This is a genomic window from Methylibium sp. T29 (assembly GCF_000576205.1).
In the GTDB taxonomy this organism is placed as follows: Bacteria; Pseudomonadota; Gammaproteobacteria; order Burkholderiales; family Burkholderiaceae_C; genus Methylibium; species Methylibium petroleiphilum.
On record NZ_AZND01000007.1, the window covers coordinates 40568 to 56380 of the forward strand.

Consider the following 15813-nt stretch of genomic DNA (forward strand, 5'->3'; position numbering starts at 1 on the left):
CGATGGGCAGCGAACGCATCAGCTTGCGCATCGGTCTCACCGGCGGCATCGGCAGTGGCAAGAGTACGGTGGCCGCGCTGCTCGAAGGGCGCGGCGCGCTACTGGTGGATACCGATGCCATCGCACGCAGGCTTTCCGCGCCGGGTGGCGCCGCGCTTCCGGCGCTGCGCGCGCAGTTCGGGCCGGACTGCATCGACCGCGCTGACGGAGGTCTCGACCGGGTCTGGATGAGGGCCCAGGCCTTCGCCGACCCCGCCGTGCGTCTGCAGCTCGAGGCCATCCTGCACCCCCTGATCCGCGACGAGACGGAACAGTTCGCACGCGCCGGCGTCGACGCAGCCTGCGTCGTGTTCGACGTACCCTTGCTGGTCGAGTCGGATCGCTGGCGTGATCGCGTCGATCGCGTGCTGGTGGTCGATTGCCCCGAGGAAGTCCAGGTCGCGCGCGTGGCGCGACGGTCCGGCTGGACTCCCGACGAAGTGCGGCGCGTGATGGCTCAGCAGGCCCCGCGGCCCCTCCGCCGAGCTGCGGCCGACGCCGTGATCGACAACCGGGGGGACTCGCTCGATGCGCTACGGACGGTCATCGATGTCCTCTGGAAGCACTGGATGGCTGTAGACCGCTGAGGCTGGGCATTCGCTCGGGGCGAACCCTGTGGAACAATCGGACGCGTTGCAGCGCGCAGGTGGCCCGCCTTGATCCTCTACGAGTACCCTTTGAACGAGAGCATCCGCACGATGCTGCGCCTCGAACACCTGTTCGAGCGGCTCACGGTGCTGGCGGACCGCGAGCCGGCGATCGATCATCACTTCGCCATCGCGACGATCTTCGAGATCATGGATGTTGCATCCCGGGCCGACCTGAAGAGCGACCTGCTCAAAGACCTGGAGCGCCACAAGACGCAACTGGCCCAGTACCGCGGCAATCCCTCGATCTCCGAGGCCGCGCTCGACCAGGTCATCCTGCGCATCGATGAGGCCTTCGCGTCGCTGAACCACCTGCCGGGCAAGGCCGGCCATGCGCTGACCACGAACGAGTGGTTGATGGGCATCCGCAGCCGCATCAGCATCCCCGGAGGCACCTGCGAGTTCGATCTGCCGGGCTACTACGCGTGGCAGCACGAGAGCGTGGCTCACCGCAAGGCCGACCTGCAGCGCTGGATGGCAACGCTGCTGCCGCTCGCCGACGCCTGAAGGTTCTGATGGCCCTGCTGCGCGAGTCGGGCAGCCCGCACATGGTGTTCGCCGCCGCCGGCCAGTACCAGCAGAGCTTGCCGTCGGGGCGCAGCTTCAGCCTGATGCGGGTGCGTCTTGAAGAGTCGGCCGGGCTGGTGCCGGAGATCAGCGGCCACCGCCTGATGGCGTCGATCCGCCTCATGCGGCAAGATGGTGAAGGCCGGTTGCGGCCCAGCGGCGACGATGTGAGCTTCGAGCTCACGCTGTGCTGACGAGCGCTCTCCTGCGTCGATGACCGGCAGCGACATCCCGCCACGCACCGTGCGCTGCCCGGGCTGCGGGCAGTTCAGCATCTATGCGTCGACCAATCCCTACCGCCCCTTCTGCAGCGAGCGCTGCAAGAACGGTGATCTGGGCGCCTGGGCCAACGAACGCTATCGCGTCGAGGCCTCACCGCCGGTGGAAGGCGACGACGCCGAGCACTGAAGCATCGGGCTGCGCGCTAGTCCGCGTGGGTGCTGCCCGAAAACGCCTGCTCCTCGGCCAGCCAATTCAGCACCGGCACCGTTCCCGGCAGGATCGGGCGTACCTCGACCGGCAGCATCTGCCAACGCGCCGCCTGCCGTTCGCGCATCTCCAGTTCGCCGCTCCACGCGTGCACCTTGCAGAAATGCAACCGGACGCGAGCGTGCGGATAGTCGATCAGCTCCGTTTTCCAGAGTTGCGCGTCGGCAATGCAGATGCCCAATTCTTCCTGCAGTTCGCGGCGCAGTGCCTGCTCGACCGTTTCACCGGCCTCCAGCTTGCCGCCCGGAAATTCCCAGTAGCCGGCATACACCTTGCCGTCCGGCCGCGAGGTCATCAGGAAGCGCCCCTGCGCGTCGAACAGCACCCCGACCGCCACATCGACCGGCATGCGCTCGCTCACCCCGGCACCTCGTCGCGCTGACGGCCGCGCCCCGCGTAGTCACGCGCGAACTGCCAGGCCACCCGGCCCGAGCGCGAACCCCGCTCCAGCGCCCAGACCAGCGCCTCGGGTCGCGCCGCGGCGATGTGGTCCGCGTTGGCGCCGAAGGCGCTCAGCCACTGCGCGACGATCGCCAGGTACTCGTCCTGACTGAACGGATAGAAGCTGATCCACAACCCGAAGCGTTCGGACAGCGAGATCTTCTCCTCCACCACCTCGCCGGGATGCACCTCGCCATCCTCGGTGTGCTGGTAGCTGAGGTTCTCCTTCATGTATTCGGGCAGCAGGTGGCGGCGGTTGGACGTCGCCACGATCAGCACGTTGTCGCTCGACTGCGCCACCGAGCCGTCGAGGATGGACTTCAGCGCCTTGTAGCCCGGCTCGCCCTCGTCGAAGCTGAGGTCGTCGCAGAACACCAGGAAGCGCTCGTCGCGTTCGGCCACCAAGTCGACGATGTCGGGCAGATCCACCAGATCGGCCTTGTCGATCTCGATCAAGCGCAGTCCGCGCGGCGCGAACTCGTTCAGGCAGGCCTTCACCAGCGAGGACTTGCCGGTCCCACGCGCGCCGGTCAGCAGCACGTTGTTGGCCGGCCGGCCGCTGACGAATTGCTCGCTGTTGCGCACCAGGCGCTCCTTCTGGGGCTCGACCTCCTTCAGGTCGGCCAGCCGGATCGATGCCACGTGCCGGACCGGCTCCAGCCAGCCGCCTCCCAGCAGCGAGGCACCCCGCCGGCGGTAGCGGAAGGCGATCGATGCCGACCAGTCCGGCGCCGTCACCGGCCGGGCGCCCGGCCCCGGCAGCAGGGCATCGAGCCGCGCGAGCACGCGCTCGGCCTGCTGCATCAAGGAAAGAAACTCGGGATTCATGGCCGCCGAGTGTAGGGGCGGGCGCCGAAGCCCCTCGCCGGGGCGGGGCCGGATCAGGTGGCGAGTTGCCGCAGTGCCGCGTCGAGGTGTTCGCTCGGCAGGCGCTTGAAGCCCGAACGCGCATAGCGCTGCAAGCGGCCCAGCACGAAGCTGACGAGGACCGAAGCCTGCGCCTGGGCATCGACGGTCGGCGTCTGCGACCCGCCGGCCTCGGCCAACGCTCGCAGGCTCTGTCGCAGCTGCGACTCGAAGCGATCGAAGAACTGGTTCATGCGCGCCGTCAGGCGCTCGTTCTCGAACACCAGGCATCGCCCGCCATCACGCGTGACATGCCGGGGTTCTTCTCGCCGAACTGCAGCAGCACGGTGGTCATCTTGTGCACCTGATCGCGCGGATCGGTGTCGCGCTCGACGATCTGGTTGACCAGCGTGAACACGCTGCTCTCGATGAAATCGATCAGCCCCTCGAACATCTGCGCCTTGCTGGCGAAGTGCCGGTACAGCGCCGCTTCGCTGACGTCGAGCTTGGCCGCCAGGGCCGCCGTCGTGATGCGCTCCGCACCGGGCTGTTCCAGCATGGACGCCAGCGTCTGGAGGATCTGGATGCGGCGCTCGCCCGGCTTGGGCCGCTTGCGCACGGGTGCTGCGGCGGCGACCCCCTCGGCGGGCGTGTCGTCGGCGGCATCCAGCGGCTCAGGGATCGGCGTGTCGGACATGCGCGCGGGCGGGGAGGAAGTGGGTGGCTAGCGTCGAAAGCGAGCGAATTCTTGCATACACATAAGCGGGCTTTCGACGCAAGCGCGCACCTACTTCGGGTCCATGAGCATTGCGCCACACATATCGCTGCATCCAGACGGTGCGCAGTCCGACGGCGCGCGCCGCGCGCTGGTGGGCCAGCGTGTCCTCGACCAGCACGCACTGCGCCGGCCGCAATTTCAGCCTCGCCAGCACCACCCGGAACATGCGTGCATCGGGCTTGGGGCGCAGATGACCGAACAGGCGCATGCCTTCGATGCTGACGATGCCCTCGAAGCAATCCGCCAGGTCGAGCGCCGTCAGCACGCGCTTGGCGTAGCTGGCCGGCGCATTGGTCAGCACGAACTTGCGCCCCGGCAACGCTCGCAACGCAGCGCGGTCACGCGGGCTCCCGCGCAGCCGTTGCTCGAGGTCCGGCAGGCGGTGGGTGTGCTCGAGGAAGTGCGCGGCGCGAATGCCGTGATGCCGCTCCAGCCCCAACAACGTGGCGCCGTAGCGGCGCCAGTAGTCGAGCCGCAGGAAGTCGGCCTGCGCCGCGTCGACCCGAAGCGCCTGCGCGATGTAGTCGTTCATCGCCTCGTCGAGCAGGCCGAACGCCGCGTGCGAGGCGTCGTGCAGCGTGTTGTCGAGGTCGAACAGCCAGACGACCGGCCGGCCGGCGGCAGCCACTGCTCAGTGCGACCGGATCATCGTGCCGTAGGCCTGGTCGCTCAGGATCTCGAGCAGCATCGCATGCGGCACCCGGCCGTCGATGATGTGCACCGCATTGACGCCGCTCTTCGCGGCATCCAGCGCGCCGGCGATCTTCGGCAGCATGCCGCCGCTGATCGTGCCGTCGGCGAACAGTTCGTCGATCTCGCGGGCCGACAGGTTGGTGAGCAGCTTGCCCGCCTTGTCGAGCACGCCCGGCGTGTTCGTCAGCAGCATCAGCTTCTCCGCCTGCAGCACGGTGGCCAGCTTGCTCGCCACCATGTCGGCGTTGATGTTGTAGCTCTCGTTGTGCTCGCCGAAGCCGATGGGGCTCACGACCGGGATGAACTGGTCGTCCTGCAGCGCCTTGACCACCGCGGGGTCGATGGCGGTGATCTCGCCGACCTGGCCGACGTCGTGCTCGATGCTGGGGTCGTCCTTGTCCACCATCTTCAGCTTGCGCGCCCGGATCATGCCGCCGTCGCGGCCAGTGAGCCCGACCGCCTTGCCGCCCACCGCGTTGATGAGACCGACGATGTCCTGCTGCACCTCACCGCCGAGCACCCACTCGACGACCTCCATCGTTTCCTCGTCGGTCACGCGCATGCCCTGGATGAAGGTGCCCTTCTTGCCCAGGCGCGACAGCGCCTCGTCGATCTGCGGCCCGCCGCCGTGCACGACCACCGGGTTCATGCCCACCAGCTTGAGCAGCACGATGTCCTCGGCGAAGTCCTGCTGCAGCGCGGGGTCCGTCATGGCGTTGCCGCCGTACTTGATGACCAGCGTCTTGCCGTGGAACTTGCGGATGTAAGGCAGAGCCTGCGCGAGGATCTCTGCCTTGTCGCGCGGAGCGATGTTCGGCAGGTCGGACGAGGGGGCGGGAACGGGTGGGGCCATGACGGGATCTCCGAACTCAGGGTCTGTCGCAAGAGATTCTAGGGTTCGCCCTAGTCCAGCGCCTGCACCGGACCGTGCGCCGCGGAACTTTTCGCCGCAGCCCCGGCTCAGTCTGACGCATACTTTTGTCCTCATGCGCCGCGCCACCTGGATCCTCTACCTGATGCTGGCCCTGCTGCCTTTGCGCAGTTGGGCGGTGGCCTCCATGGGCCTGCCGCAGGTCACCGAGGCGCCCGCCGTCGCACTCTCCGCAGACCACCACACCGCCACATCCGGGGCGGCGCTGCCGCCCTGCCATCAGGGCGATGAGAATGGCGCCGCGCCGTCGAACTGCCAGTCCTGCGACTGGTGCCACGCAGCGATCGGCATCGTGCCGCACGGTGAATCGGCCACGGTCGCCCTGCCGGCCGAGGCGCCAATTCCCGCGCTCGCACGCGATACCGGCCAGCCCGCGATCGGCGGGCTCGACCGCCCTCCCCGAACCGTCCTCGCCTGACGCGGCCCGACGGGCGTGTGCCTCGGCACGCGCTCGCGAGCGCCGCCGCCTCGATCCCGGCCGGTCCCGACCGCCCGGACCTCGAACGTGTTCCCGCGAGGATGCTCCATGGCTCTGTCCCGATCGCACTGCTGGTTGCCGGTTGCCCTGCTGGCCTGCTCCCTGGCCGCTGTGGCCACCGAACGCCCCGACCCGCTGAACGCCAGCGCGGCCGTCCCGACCTTCACCCCTCCATCGGCGTTCACCGGCTACAGCCGCCACGGCGACACGAGGCTGCAGTCCTGGAAGGACGCGAACGACGCGGTCGGCCGCATCGGGGGCTGGCGCGCCTATGCGCGCGAGGCATCGCAGGCCTCGCGGCCGGCAAACGCTGCGCCGGTCACGCCCGCCGCGAGTGAATCGACCGGAGCCCCGTCGACGCCCCACGGCGCTCCTCATCACCATCACTGAGAAGCGAGCGATGACGACACCACGACACGCCTGCGCCGCAGCGGCCCGCGGCCTGCCGCTCGTGCTGGCGAGCCTCGCGCTGGCCGGCTGCGCCTCGTTCAGCCCCGATGGCGGCTTCGACACCGTCGAGCAGGTGGCCCAGGAGCGTCTCGGCAAGGACGTCGTCTGGGCCCGGACTGCCGAGAATCAGAACCGCATCGATACCCGCGTGGCCGAACTGCTCACGCGTCCACTCACGGTCGACGATGCGGTGCAGGTCGCGCTGCTCAACAACAAGGGGCTCCAGGCCCGGTTCTTCGAGCTGGGCATCGGCGAGGCCGAGCTGGTGCAGGCCAGTCGCCTGCCGAACCCGGGCATCAGCTTCGGCCGACTGAAACGCGGCGACGAGATCGAACTCGAGCGCGGCTACCACCTCAATCTCGCGCGGCTGCTGGCGATGCCGCTCGTGCGCCAGGTCGAGGAGCGGCGCTTCGCACAGACCCGCGGCGTCGTCACGTTGCAGCTGCTGTCGCTGGCGTCCGAGGCCCGCAAGGCCTACTTCAACGCGGTCGCCGCCGAGGAGACGGTGCGCTACCGGCGCCAGGTGCAGCAGGCGGCCGAGGCCGGCGCCGAACTGGCTCGGCGCATGGCCGAAGTCGGCAACTTCAACAAGCTGCAGCGCCTGCGCGAGCAGGGCTTCTACGCCGACGCGACGCTGGGCATGGCTCGAGCCGAGCACGCCGCGCTGGCCTCGCGCGAGAGACTGACGCGGTTGATGGGCCTGTGGGGCCCGCAGACGCGCTTCCAGTTGCCCGAGCGGCTGCCCGACCTGCCAGAGGCTCCGACGGATCAGCCGAGATCGAGCGCGCCGCACTGGCTCAGCGCCTGGACGTCCAGGGGGCCAAGCTCGCGGCGGAGCAGACCGCGAAGAGCCTCGGTCTCACGAAGACGACGCGCTTCGTCAACGTGCTGGAGCTGGGCTGGGCCCACAACAGTTCGAACGAGGAACCGACGCAGACGGGTTGGGAGCTGGGGCTGGAGCTGCCGCTGTTCGACTGGGGCGGAGCGCGCGTCGCGCGCGCCGAGGCGGTCTACATGCAGGCGCTGAACCGCGCTGCCGAGACGGGGGTCAACGCCCGCTCGGAAGTGCGCGAGGCCTATGGGGCTTATCGCTCGGCCTGGGACATCGCGCGTCACCACCGCGACGAGATCGTGCCGCTGCGCCAGCGCATCGCTGAAGAAAACGTGTTGCGCTACAACGGCATGCTGATCGGCGTGTTCGAGCTGCTCGCGGATGCACGCTCGCAGATCGCCGGCGTCAACGCCTGCATCGAGTCGCTGCGCGACTTCTGGCTGGCCCAGGCCGATCTCGAGATGGCACTGATCGGCAAGCCCGGACTCTCGAGCAGCAGCGGCATGGCGCTCGGCACCGGCATGGCGGCCGGCAGCGCCGATGCCAGCGTCGGCCGCCACTGAAGCCCAACAAGGACACACCCATGGTTTCCCGACGCAACTTCCTCGGCCGTGCCGGCGCGGTCACTGCGGCCGTCAGCGCCGCCGCCGTCAGCAAGGTCGCGATGGCCGCGCTGCCCGAACCGGTGATGCAGCACTCGCCCGACACGCTGCCTCCGCTGGTGCCCGAGAGCGGCCGGCCCTACAAGCCGGTCGTCACGCTGAATGGCTGGACACTGCCCTGGCGCATGAACAACGGCGTCAAGGAGTTCCACCTGGTCGCCGAACCGGTGGTGCGGGAGATGGCCCCCGGCTTCAAGGCGCATCTTTGGGGCTACAACGGCCAGAGCCCCGGGCCGACGATCGAGGTGGTGGAAGGCGACCGCGTGCGCGTCTTCGTCACCAACAAGCTGCCCGAGCACACCACCATCCACTGGCACGGCCAGCGCCTGCCCAACGGCATGGACGGCGTCGGCGGGCTCACGCAGCCCGCCATACAACCCGGCAAGACCTTCGTCTACGAATTCGTCGCGCGCCGCCCCGGCACCTTCATGTACCACCCGCATGCCGACGAGATGGTGCAGATGGCGATGGGCATGATGGGCTTCTGGATCACGCACCCGAAACAGAAGCACCCTCTGATCGACGAGGTCGATCGCGACTTCGTGTTCCTGCTCAACGCCTACGACATCGATCCCGGTGCCTACACGCCGAAGGTCATGACGATGCTCGACTTCAACCTGTGGAGCTGGAACAGCCGCGTGTTCCCGGGCATCGACACGCTCAACGTCCGCAAGAACGATAAGGTGCGCATCCGCATCGGCAACCTGACGATGACCAACCACCCGATCCACCTGCACGGCCACGAGTTCGCGGTCACCGGCACCGACGGCGGGCCGACGCCGAAGGGCACGCGCTGGCTTGAGGTGACCACCGACGTGGCGGTGGGCCAGATGCGCCAGATCGAGTTCCGGGCCGACGAGGAAGGCGACTGGGCCTTCCACTGCCACAAGAGCCACCACACGATGAATGCCATGGGGCACGGTGTGCCGACGATGATCGGCGTCGACCACCGCGAGGTGGTCTCGAAGATCACGCAGCTCGTACCCGACTACATGGTGATGGGCGAGCGCGGCATGGCCGACATGGCCGAGATGCCGATGCCGCTGCCCGACAACACCGCGCCGATGATGAGCGGCGCCGGCCCGTTCGGCTCGGTCGAGATGGGCGGCATGTTCACGATGCTCAAGGTCCGGAAGGACCAGAAGCCGGGCGACTACAAGGACCCGGGCTGGTTCAGGCACCCGGCCGGGACGATGGCCTACGAGTGGACCGGCGCACTGGCCGAGCCGGCACGCTTCAAGGCCGAGAGCACCAGTGCGATGCCCGCGAAGAACATGCCGGCGACCGACATCGAGGTCCAAGTGCGCAAGCCGGCGCGTGGCGGTGGCGGCCACGCCGGCCATTGAGCTCGACATCAAGCCCGATCACCACCCATGACGAGGACCTCCATGCTGAACATTGAAACCCTGCTGTTGGCGGCGCTGGTCGCCACCTCCGGCCTCGCCCGGGCCCATGGCGATGCCGAGCCTGCGAAGAAGCCCGCTGTCGCCAAGAAGGAACAGAAGGACTGGGGCATCGCCGGTGACGCCAAGGCCGCGCGGCGGACGATCGAAGTGAGGATGCTAGACAGCATGCGCTTCAGCCCCGAGCGGCTCGACGTGAGGCAGGGTGAAACGGTTCGTTTCGTCTTCCGCAACGACGGCAACTTGATGCACGAGTTCGTGATCGGCACCCGGGCCGAGAACGACGCGCACGCCGCGCTGATGATGAAGTTCCCGGACATGGAGCACGACGAGCCCTACATGGCGCACGTCGGTCCGGGGCAGACCGGCGAGATCGTCTGGACCTTCAACCGCCGCGGCGAGTTCGACTTCGCCTGTCTGATCGCCGGGCACTACCAGGCCGGCATGGTCGGCAGGATCGTCGTGGCCGATGCGCGCACATCCAAGGAGTGAATGACCATGAAGCACCGACATCAGGACAATCGACGCCGGACCTTGAAGGCTCTCGCCGCGCTGTTCGCAACCCCAGCGCTGCCGGCGGCTGCCGCCGCCGGCAAGCCGCTCGTCGACGTCTGGAAGAGCCCGACCTGCGGCTGCTGCAAGGACTGGATCCGACATCTCGAGGCCCACGGCTTTATGGTGCGTGCCCACGACGACGGCAACACCGATGCGCGGGCCCGGCTGGGCATGCCGCTGCGCTACGGCTCCTGCCACACCGCGAGCGTGGGCGGCTATGCGGTCGAGGGCCATGTGCCGGCGCGCGAGGTGTGGCGGCTGCTGAGGGAGCGGCCACAGGCCGTCGGGCTGGCCGTGCCGGCGATGCCGATCGGCTCGCCCGGCATGGACGGCCCCGAGTACGGTGGCCGCCGGGATCCCTACGAGGTGCTGCTGGTGCAGAGCGACGGCCGCTCGACCGTCTACCAGGCCTATCCCTGAACGGAACTTGCAACACGGAGCCACCCGATGATGAAAAGCCACATGACCGCCCTGCTGCTCACCGTCGTCACGACGCTGGCGAGCGCCCAGCCCCTGATCGACGGCGAGGTGCGCAAGGTCGATGCCGCGCAGAACAAGATCACGCTCAAGCACGGCGAGATCAAGCACCTCGACATGCCGCCGATGAGCATGGTGTTCCAGGTCAAGGACCCGGCACTGCTGGCCAGGGTGAAGGTGGGCGACAAGGTGCGCTTCGGCGTCGACCGGATCGACGGGGTCTACACGGTCACGGCGATCGAGAGCGCGAGATGAGATCGACCACGGCCCGGGGCTGCCTCGCCGCCGCCGCGCTGATCGCGCTCGTCAGCGGCGCCCGTGCCGGCCCGATGGGCTTCGACGGCAGCCAGATGGCGATGGGCGACTTCGGCCCGAACTGGCGCGAGGCCTGGGTCAACCATGCCTACACGCCGCGCGACGCGATCGGCATCGGCGGCCTGTTCATGCGCTCGGACGACGAGCGCATGACGCGCGATGTCGCCGAACTCACCTACACGCGCCTGATGGTCGGTGGAACCTGCCGCATGCCCAGGCCAACGCCTGGCTCGTAGTCGGCGCCGGCGGCATCCGCGGCAACGACTACGCGGGCACGCGCACGCTGCTGGCGCCCGGCATCCAGCTCGACTACGAGACCACGCGCGTCTATGTCGCCGCCTTCGGGCGCCTGTACCGCGCCGAAGGCATTCGCCACGACTACGCCGCCGTGCGCGCCGGCTTCTCTTTCTACGAGGCCGCGTACGAGGAGACCCAGCCCTGGCTCATCGTCGAGGCGCGGCACATGCGCGGCCTGTCGGAGCGCGTCGAGATCACGCCGATGCTCCGGCTGATCGACAAGGGCTATTTCGTCGAGGCGGGCCTGAACACCGAGAAGCAGGCCCGCTTCAATTTCATGTACATCTTCTGAACCGAAGGAAACTCATCATGAGAACCTTGCTGATACTGGCCACCGCGGGCCTGTTCGTGGCCTCTGCGCAGGCCGCGCCCACCACCAGGATCACCGTCAACGGCATGGTCTGCGCCTTCTGCGCGCAGGGCATCGAGAAGAAGCTGACCGCCATGCCGCAGACGCGCGCGGTCTACGTCGATCTCGGCGAGAAGATCGTCGCGGTCGAGGCCCGGGAAGGGCAGACGATCGACGTCGACAAGGTGCGCGCCGAGATCAAGGACGCCGGCTACGACGTGGTCAAGGTCGAGTCGGTCGAGCAGTCGGTCGAAGAGCTGCGCGCCGCCGCAGCCAAGGCGAAGAAGAAGTGACGCCCCTCGCTGCGCCGCAGGCCGGGCCCGACGGGCGCACGGGTCTGCGTGCGGGCACCTGGGGCGCCTTCGCCGCGCTACTGGCGAGCAGCGGCACGCTGGTGTGCTGCGCGCTGCCGGCCCTGCTGGTGGCACTGGGCGCCGGTGCGGTGCTGTCGTCGCTGGTCGCCGCGGTACCGCAACTGGTGTGGCTGAGCGAGCACAAGGCGCTGGTGTTCGGCTTCGCCGCGCTAATGCTGGGCGTTGCCGGCGCGCTGCAATGGCGGCAGCGTCATGCACCCTGCCCGATCGATCCGTCGCTGCGCGACGCCTGCCTGCGCACGCGTCGCACCTCCCGCCGCGTGTACGCCGTGTCGGTTGCTCTGTTTGCCATGGGGGCGTGGTTCGCCTTCGTGCAACCCCTGCTGTCGGCCGGCTAAGCTAGGACCATGCACGCGCACGACCTCAGCCCCTGGCAGCATCGTCACGACTTCGCCGCCGACCGCGGGGCCGCGGAGCGTCGCACTCACTGGGTGATCGGCATCACGCTCGCGATGATGGTCGCCGAGATCGCGGCTGGCTGGTGGTGGCACTCGATGGCCCTGCTGGCCGATGGCTGGCACATGGGCACGCACGCCGCCGCCATCGGCGTGGCGGCGCTGAGCTACGCGCTGGCGCGGCGCTGGGCCGGCGATGCCCGCTTCTCGCTCGGGCCGTGGAAGGTGGAGGTGCTGGGGGCCTACACCAGCGCCGTGCTGCTGGGCGTGGTGGCGATCGGCATCGCGGTCGAGTCCGGCCTGCGCCTGTGGGCGCCGGAGCCGGTGTCCTACGACGAGTCGCTGGTCGTCGCTGTGATCGGGCTGGCCGTGAATGCGGTGTGCGCGAAGCTGCTGCACGGCGGCCACGACCACACGCACGGAGCGGGGCACGCCGGCCACGGCCATGGCCCCCACGAACACCACGCACACGCCGCCGAACACGCTGCACACGCCCATGACCACGCCGACGGCAAGGACCTGAACCTGCGCGCCGCCTACCTGCACGTGCTGGCCGATGCCGCCACCTCGGTGTTGGCGATCGGCGCGCTGCTGGCCGGCAAGTACGCCGGCTGGGTGTGGGTCGACCCGCTCGTCGGCCTGCTGGGCGCGGCGCTGATCGCGGTCTGGTCGTTCGGCCTGCTTCGGCAGACGTCGACCATCCTGCTCGACCGTGAGATGGACCATCCGCTCGCACAGAAGGTGCGCGAGCGGCTCGAATCCGACGGCGACGCGCGCGTGGCCGACCTGCACCTGTGGCGCGTCGGCGATGCGCAGTTCGCTTGCCAGGCCACGCTGGTGGCCGACGCGCCGCTCGCCGCCGACCACTACCGCGACCGGCTGGACGGACTGGCTGGGCTGGCGCATGTGTCGATCGAGATCAACCGCTGCCGCGGAGCATCGCCCCCCGCCGCGCACGGCCACGGCCACGCGCACTGAAGTCCGCACCGGCCGCGACGGGCGGAGCGGCGCTTGCGCCGCCCCTCAGAAGTGGATGCCGCGCATCATCTGCTGCAGCGCCACCGCCTCGGCCGAGAGCTGCGGCTTCGCGCCTTTCTCGCCCTTGGCTGCCTCGCTGTCGGGGAACATGCGGAAACTGGTGTTCATGACGATCTGCGCTACGCGCGGCGCCAGCGCGTGTAGCACCTGGCCGGCGGTGCCCAGGCGGGTGGCAATGCGCACCGGCTTGTAGACGCAGGCCTGGGCGATCATGTCGGCCGCCTCCTCGGGCGCGAGCGTCGGCACGTTGTTGTAGATCTTGGTCGGCGCGATCATCGGCGTGCGCACCAGCGGCATGTTGATGGTCGTGAAGCTGATGCCGGTGTCGGCGTACTCGCTGGAGGCGCAGCGCGTCCACGCATCGAGCGCGGCCTTGCTCGCCACATAGGCCGAGAAGCGCGGGGCATTGGTCAGCACGCCGATCGAGCTGATGTTGACGACATGGCCCTTCCTCTTGGCCACCATGCCCGGCAGCACGCCCATCGTCACGCGCAGGCAGCCGAAGTAGTTGAGCTGCATCGTGCGCTCGAAGTCGTGGAAACGCTCGTAGCTGTTCTCGATCGCGCGGCGGATCGAGCGGCCGGCGTTGTTGATGAGGAAGTCGACGCCGCCATGCTCGGCCTGCAGCGCCTCGAGGAAGGCCTTGCAGCCGGCCTCGTCGGCGATGTCGACTGAATAGCTGAACACCCGGGCCTCCTTGCCGGCAAACGCCTTGATCTCCTTCACGGCCTCGTCGAGCTTGTCGGCGTCGCGCGCACAGATCACCGTCACCGCGCCGGCCTCGGCGAACTTGCAGGCTGCCGCCAGGCCGATGCCCGAGCTGCCGCCGGTGACCAGCACCACCTTGCCGCCGACCGTGCCGCGAAGGCTGCGGTCGATGAAGAGATCGGGATCGAGATGGCGCTCCCAGTAGTCCCACAGCCGCCAGGCGTAGTCCTTCAGGTTCGGGCACTCGATGCCGCTGCCCTTCAGCGCCGCCTGCGTGTCGCGGCAGTCGAAGCGGGTCGGGTAGTTGACGAAGGTCAGCATGTCCTCGGGCAGGCCCAGGTCCTTCATCACGGCGTTGCGGATGCGGCGCACCGGCGCCAGCGCCATCAGCCCCTTCTTCACGCTCTTGGGAATGAAGCCGAGCAGCGCCGCGTTGACGAACAGGTTCATCTTCGGCGCATGGGCGGCCTTGCCGAAGATGTCGAGCACGTCGCCGACGCGGTAACCGACCGGGTCGACCAGGTGGAAGCACCGGCGGTCGAGCTCCAGCTTCGCATGGCTGATGTGGTCGAGCGCCGCGACGACGAAGTCCACCGGCACGATGTTCACGCGCCCGCCTTCCAACCCCACCGCCGGCATCCAGGGCGGCAGCAGCTGGCGCATGCGCTGGATCAGCTTGAAGAAATAGTAGGGGCCGTCGATCTTGTCCATCTCGCCGGTGGTGGAGTCGCCGACCACCATCGCCGGGCGGAACACGGTCCACGGCAGCTTGCATTCCTTGCGCACGATCTTCTCGGACTCGTGCTTGGTCATGAAGTACGGATGGTCCAGGCCCTCGGCCTCGTCGAACATGTCCTCACGGAACACGCCCTCGTACAACCCGGCCGCCGCGATCGACGAGACGTGGTGGAAGTGCCCGGCCTGGATCGCCTGCGCGAACTCCACCGCGCTGCGCGTGCCCTCGATGTTGACCTGCACCTGCGCGGCCTCGTCGGCGCCCAGGTCATAGACCGCGGCGAGGTGGTAGATCGCATCGATGCGACCCTTCAGCGCCTTGATTGCATCGGCGGCCACCCCCAGCTTCTTCGCCGTCAGGTCGCCGTAGACCGGCACCGCGCGGGCCTTGGCAGCGCCGCTGAGACCCCAGTAGGCCAGCAGTTCGGGCAGCTTGCGCTCGCTCTCGGGCCGCAACAGAAAGTGCACGGTCGAGCCGCGCCGGTCGAGCAGTTTCCTGACCAGCCGCTTGCCGATGAAGCCGGTGGCCCCGGTGACGAAATACTGCATGCCATCCTCCTTGCTGTTGCTGCCGCGGGTGCCTGCTCATTCTTGTCCACCGCGGGCGGTGCACGATCGCCCCGCAGCGCGTGCCGCGCTCGGGACTTTCCCGGGGCGCCTGATGCACCCGGACGATTCGCTCGCCTTTAGGCTGCGACTTCTAGCCCGCGCTTCTATAGTGCCTCCGGCGAGGGCTTCGCTGTGAAGCGCCGCGCCGGATCCACAAGGAACACAAGCATGGTCAAGAAGCTGCAGAAACTCGCGGACAAGCAGAGTGCCGCCGCGGGCACACCTTCGATGGCACAACTGTTCGACAGCCAGCTCGCGAACTCGGTCAAGGACTCGGCCCAGCAGATCTGGCAGGCCGGGCTCGGCGCGTTCGCCAAGGCCCAGGGCGAAGGCGGCAAGGTGTTCGAGTCGCTGGTGAAGGAAGGTGTCTCGATCCAGCGCAGGACCCAGGCGGCCGCGGAAGAGAAGCTGGGTGAGGTGAGCAACCGCATGACGAAGCTGTCCGACGACGTGCAGGCGCGCGCCGGCCAGCAGTGGGACAAGCTCGAATCGATCTTCGAGGAGCGCGTCGCGAAGGCGCTGGGCAAGCTCGGCGTGCCGTCGAGCAAGGACATCGATGCGCTGATCCATCGCATCGACACCCTCAGTGCCAACGTGGCCCGCCTGTCCAAGGCCCCTGCGGCCCGCAAGGCGGCACCCGCCAAGACGGCCGCGAAGGCCGCCGCACCCCGCAAGGCCGCCGCCAAGCGCGCCGCTCCGCGCAAG

19 protein-coding genes and 3 pseudogenes are annotated in these 15813 nt (G+C 68.6%); 16 read left to right on the plus strand and 6 right to left on the minus strand.

The genetic code is table 11. From position 1 onward, the window contains the following. The first annotated feature begins 2 nt into the window (after positions 1-2). From coaE to x551_RS02540, 3 genes and pseudogenes are all read left to right on the plus strand, one after another. On the plus strand, positions 3-626 hold the full coding sequence (gene coaE, locus x551_RS02530; protein WP_011828106.1) for a dephospho-CoA kinase: 624 nt from the start codon (positions 3-5) through the stop codon (positions 624-626). A gap of 69 nt (positions 627-695) precedes the next feature. Continuing rightward, positions 696-1447, plus strand: a pseudogene (zapD, locus tag x551_RS02535) (cell division protein ZapD). 19 nt (positions 1448-1466) lie between these two features. After that, positions 1467-1661, plus strand: a complete 195-nt coding sequence (locus x551_RS02540) for a DNA gyrase inhibitor YacG (RefSeq protein ID WP_011828104.1) — start codon at positions 1467-1469, stop codon at positions 1659-1661. 16 nt (positions 1662-1677) lie between these two features. Here the strand turns inward: x551_RS02540 and x551_RS02545 are convergent, their stop codons facing one another. The 5 genes and pseudogenes from x551_RS02545 to argB form a co-directional block, all read right to left on the minus strand. Beyond that, positions 1678-2091, minus strand: coding sequence for an NUDIX domain-containing protein (locus x551_RS02545; protein ID WP_011828103.1), 414 nt, complete (start codon positions 2089-2091; stop codon positions 1678-1680). Between the two features lie 8 nt (positions 2092-2099). Beyond that, a complete protein-coding gene (locus x551_RS02550) occupies positions 2100-3011 on the minus strand; it encodes an ATP-binding protein (protein ID WP_036229602.1) in 912 nt (303 codons plus the stop codon). A 53-nt stretch (positions 3012-3064) separates the two neighbouring features. After that, positions 3065-3726, minus strand: a pseudogene (gene slmA, locus x551_RS02555) (nucleoid occlusion factor SlmA). Beyond that, a complete protein-coding gene (locus x551_RS02560) occupies positions 3704-4435 on the minus strand; it encodes a pyrimidine 5'-nucleotidase (protein ID WP_011828100.1) in 732 nt (243 codons plus the stop codon). Before x551_RS02560 ends, slmA begins: the two are co-directional and overlap by 23 nt. 3 nt (positions 4436-4438) lie before the next feature. Then, entirely contained in the window at positions 4439-5353 is a 915-nt protein-coding gene (gene argB / locus x551_RS02565; protein ID WP_011828099.1) for an acetylglutamate kinase, read from the minus strand. Between the two features lie 133 nt (positions 5354-5486). Here argB and x551_RS02570 point away from each other — a divergent pair, with 133 nt between their 5' ends. The 12 genes and pseudogenes from x551_RS02570 to dmeF all read left to right on the plus strand — a co-directional run bounded on the left by x551_RS02570 (position 5487) and on the right by dmeF (position 12996). Continuing rightward, positions 5487-5849, plus strand: a complete 363-nt coding sequence (locus tag x551_RS02570; RefSeq protein ID WP_011828098.1) for a hypothetical protein — start codon at positions 5487-5489, stop codon at positions 5847-5849. A gap of 108 nt (positions 5850-5957) precedes the next feature. Then, positions 5958-6299: a hypothetical protein gene (locus x551_RS02575; RefSeq protein ID WP_011828097.1), complete on the plus strand. Its 342-nt coding sequence runs from the start codon at positions 5958-5960 to the stop codon at positions 6297-6299. Between the two features lie 10 nt (positions 6300-6309). Further along, positions 6310-7754: pseudogene (locus x551_RS02580) on the plus strand (TolC family protein). Between the two features lie 20 nt (positions 7755-7774). After that, positions 7775-9199, plus strand: coding sequence for a copper oxidase (locus x551_RS02585; protein ID WP_036247453.1), 1425 nt, complete (start codon positions 7775-7777; stop codon positions 9197-9199). A gap of 42 nt (positions 9200-9241) precedes the next feature. Beyond that, entirely contained in the window at positions 9242-9748 is a 507-nt protein-coding gene (locus x551_RS02590; RefSeq protein ID WP_036229593.1) for a cupredoxin family protein, read from the plus strand. 6 nt (positions 9749-9754) lie between these two features. Then, complete coding sequence (locus x551_RS02595; RefSeq protein WP_036229654.1) at positions 9755-10231, plus strand: DUF411 domain-containing protein; 477 nt, start codon at positions 9755-9757, stop codon at positions 10229-10231. Positions 10232-10273: 42 nt separating this feature from the next. Then, positions 10274-10543 carry a copper-binding protein gene (locus x551_RS02600; RefSeq protein WP_343252105.1) on the plus strand — a complete coding sequence of 90 codons (270 nt, stop codon included), beginning with the start codon at positions 10274-10276 and terminating at the stop codon, positions 10541-10543. Continuing rightward, complete coding sequence (locus x551_RS26780; RefSeq protein ID WP_253950276.1) at positions 10540-10839, plus strand: hypothetical protein; 300 nt, start codon at positions 10540-10542, stop codon at positions 10837-10839. The genes x551_RS02600 and x551_RS26780 overlap by 4 nt, the downstream gene beginning before the upstream one ends. 152 nt (positions 10840-10991) lie before the next feature. Then, positions 10992-11192, plus strand: coding sequence for a hypothetical protein (locus x551_RS26785; protein WP_253950277.1), 201 nt, complete (start codon positions 10992-10994; stop codon positions 11190-11192). 17 nt (positions 11193-11209) lie between these two features. Next, on the plus strand, positions 11210-11542 hold the full coding sequence (locus x551_RS02610; RefSeq protein ID WP_036229588.1) for a heavy metal-associated domain-containing protein: 333 nt from the start codon (positions 11210-11212) through the stop codon (positions 11540-11542). Further along, the gene (locus tag x551_RS02615) at positions 11539-11961 is read left to right on the plus strand and encodes a hypothetical protein (protein ID WP_231497504.1); all 423 of its coding nucleotides are present in this window, start codon (positions 11539-11541) and stop codon (positions 11959-11961) included. The genes x551_RS02610 and x551_RS02615 overlap by 4 nt, the downstream gene beginning before the upstream one ends. Positions 11962-11970: 9 nt before the next feature. Next, a complete protein-coding gene (gene dmeF, locus x551_RS02620; RefSeq protein WP_036229587.1) occupies positions 11971-12996 on the plus strand; it encodes a CDF family Co(II)/Ni(II) efflux transporter DmeF in 1026 nt (341 codons plus the stop codon). Between the two features lie 45 nt (positions 12997-13041). On the opposite strand, the gene x551_RS02625 is transcribed toward dmeF, so the two are convergent. Beyond that, positions 13042-15048, minus strand: coding sequence for an SDR family oxidoreductase (locus x551_RS02625; protein ID WP_036229584.1), 2007 nt, complete (start codon positions 15046-15048; stop codon positions 13042-13044). A gap of 228 nt (positions 15049-15276) precedes the next feature. On the opposite strand from x551_RS02625, the gene x551_RS02630 reads away from it, so the two are divergent. Beyond that, on the plus strand, positions 15277-15813 hold a 537-nt coding region (locus x551_RS02630; RefSeq protein ID WP_036247456.1), incomplete at its 3' end, for a phasin family protein.

Excerpts from the sequence above, each read along its gene's own strand:
- coaE (WP_011828106.1), top strand. The coding sequence starts at position 3 with ATGGGCAGCGAACGCATCAGCTTGCGCATCGGTCTCACCGGCGGCATC.
- x551_RS02540 (WP_011828104.1), top strand. The coding sequence starts at position 1,467 with ATGACCGGCAGCGACATCCCGCCACGCACCGTGCGCTGCCCGGGCTGC.
- x551_RS02545 (WP_011828103.1), bottom strand. The coding sequence starts at position 2,091 with ATGCCGGTCGATGTGGCGGTCGGGGTGCTGTTCGACGCGCAGGGGCGC.
- x551_RS02550 (WP_036229602.1), bottom strand. The coding sequence starts at position 3,011 with ATGAATCCCGAGTTTCTTTCCTTGATGCAGCAGGCCGAGCGCGTGCTC.
- argB (WP_011828099.1), bottom strand. The coding sequence starts at position 5,353 with ATGGCCCCACCCGTTCCCGCCCCCTCGTCCGACCTGCCGAACATCGCT.
- x551_RS02570 (WP_011828098.1), top strand. The coding sequence starts at position 5,487 with ATGCGCCGCGCCACCTGGATCCTCTACCTGATGCTGGCCCTGCTGCCT.
- x551_RS02575 (WP_011828097.1), top strand. The coding sequence starts at position 5,958 with ATGGCTCTGTCCCGATCGCACTGCTGGTTGCCGGTTGCCCTGCTGGCC.
- x551_RS02585 (WP_036247453.1), top strand. The coding sequence starts at position 7,775 with ATGGTTTCCCGACGCAACTTCCTCGGCCGTGCCGGCGCGGTCACTGCG.
- x551_RS02590 (WP_036229593.1), top strand. The coding sequence starts at position 9,242 with ATGCTGAACATTGAAACCCTGCTGTTGGCGGCGCTGGTCGCCACCTCC.
- x551_RS02595 (WP_036229654.1), top strand. The coding sequence starts at position 9,755 with ATGAAGCACCGACATCAGGACAATCGACGCCGGACCTTGAAGGCTCTC.
- x551_RS02600 (WP_343252105.1), top strand. The coding sequence starts at position 10,274 with ATGACCGCCCTGCTGCTCACCGTCGTCACGACGCTGGCGAGCGCCCAG.
- x551_RS26780 (WP_253950276.1), top strand. The coding sequence starts at position 10,540 with ATGAGATCGACCACGGCCCGGGGCTGCCTCGCCGCCGCCGCGCTGATC.
- x551_RS02610 (WP_036229588.1), top strand. The coding sequence starts at position 11,210 with ATGAGAACCTTGCTGATACTGGCCACCGCGGGCCTGTTCGTGGCCTCT.
- dmeF (WP_036229587.1), top strand. The coding sequence starts at position 11,971 with ATGCACGCGCACGACCTCAGCCCCTGGCAGCATCGTCACGACTTCGCC.
- x551_RS02625 (WP_036229584.1), bottom strand. The coding sequence starts at position 15,048 with ATGCAGTATTTCGTCACCGGGGCCACCGGCTTCATCGGCAAGCGGCTG.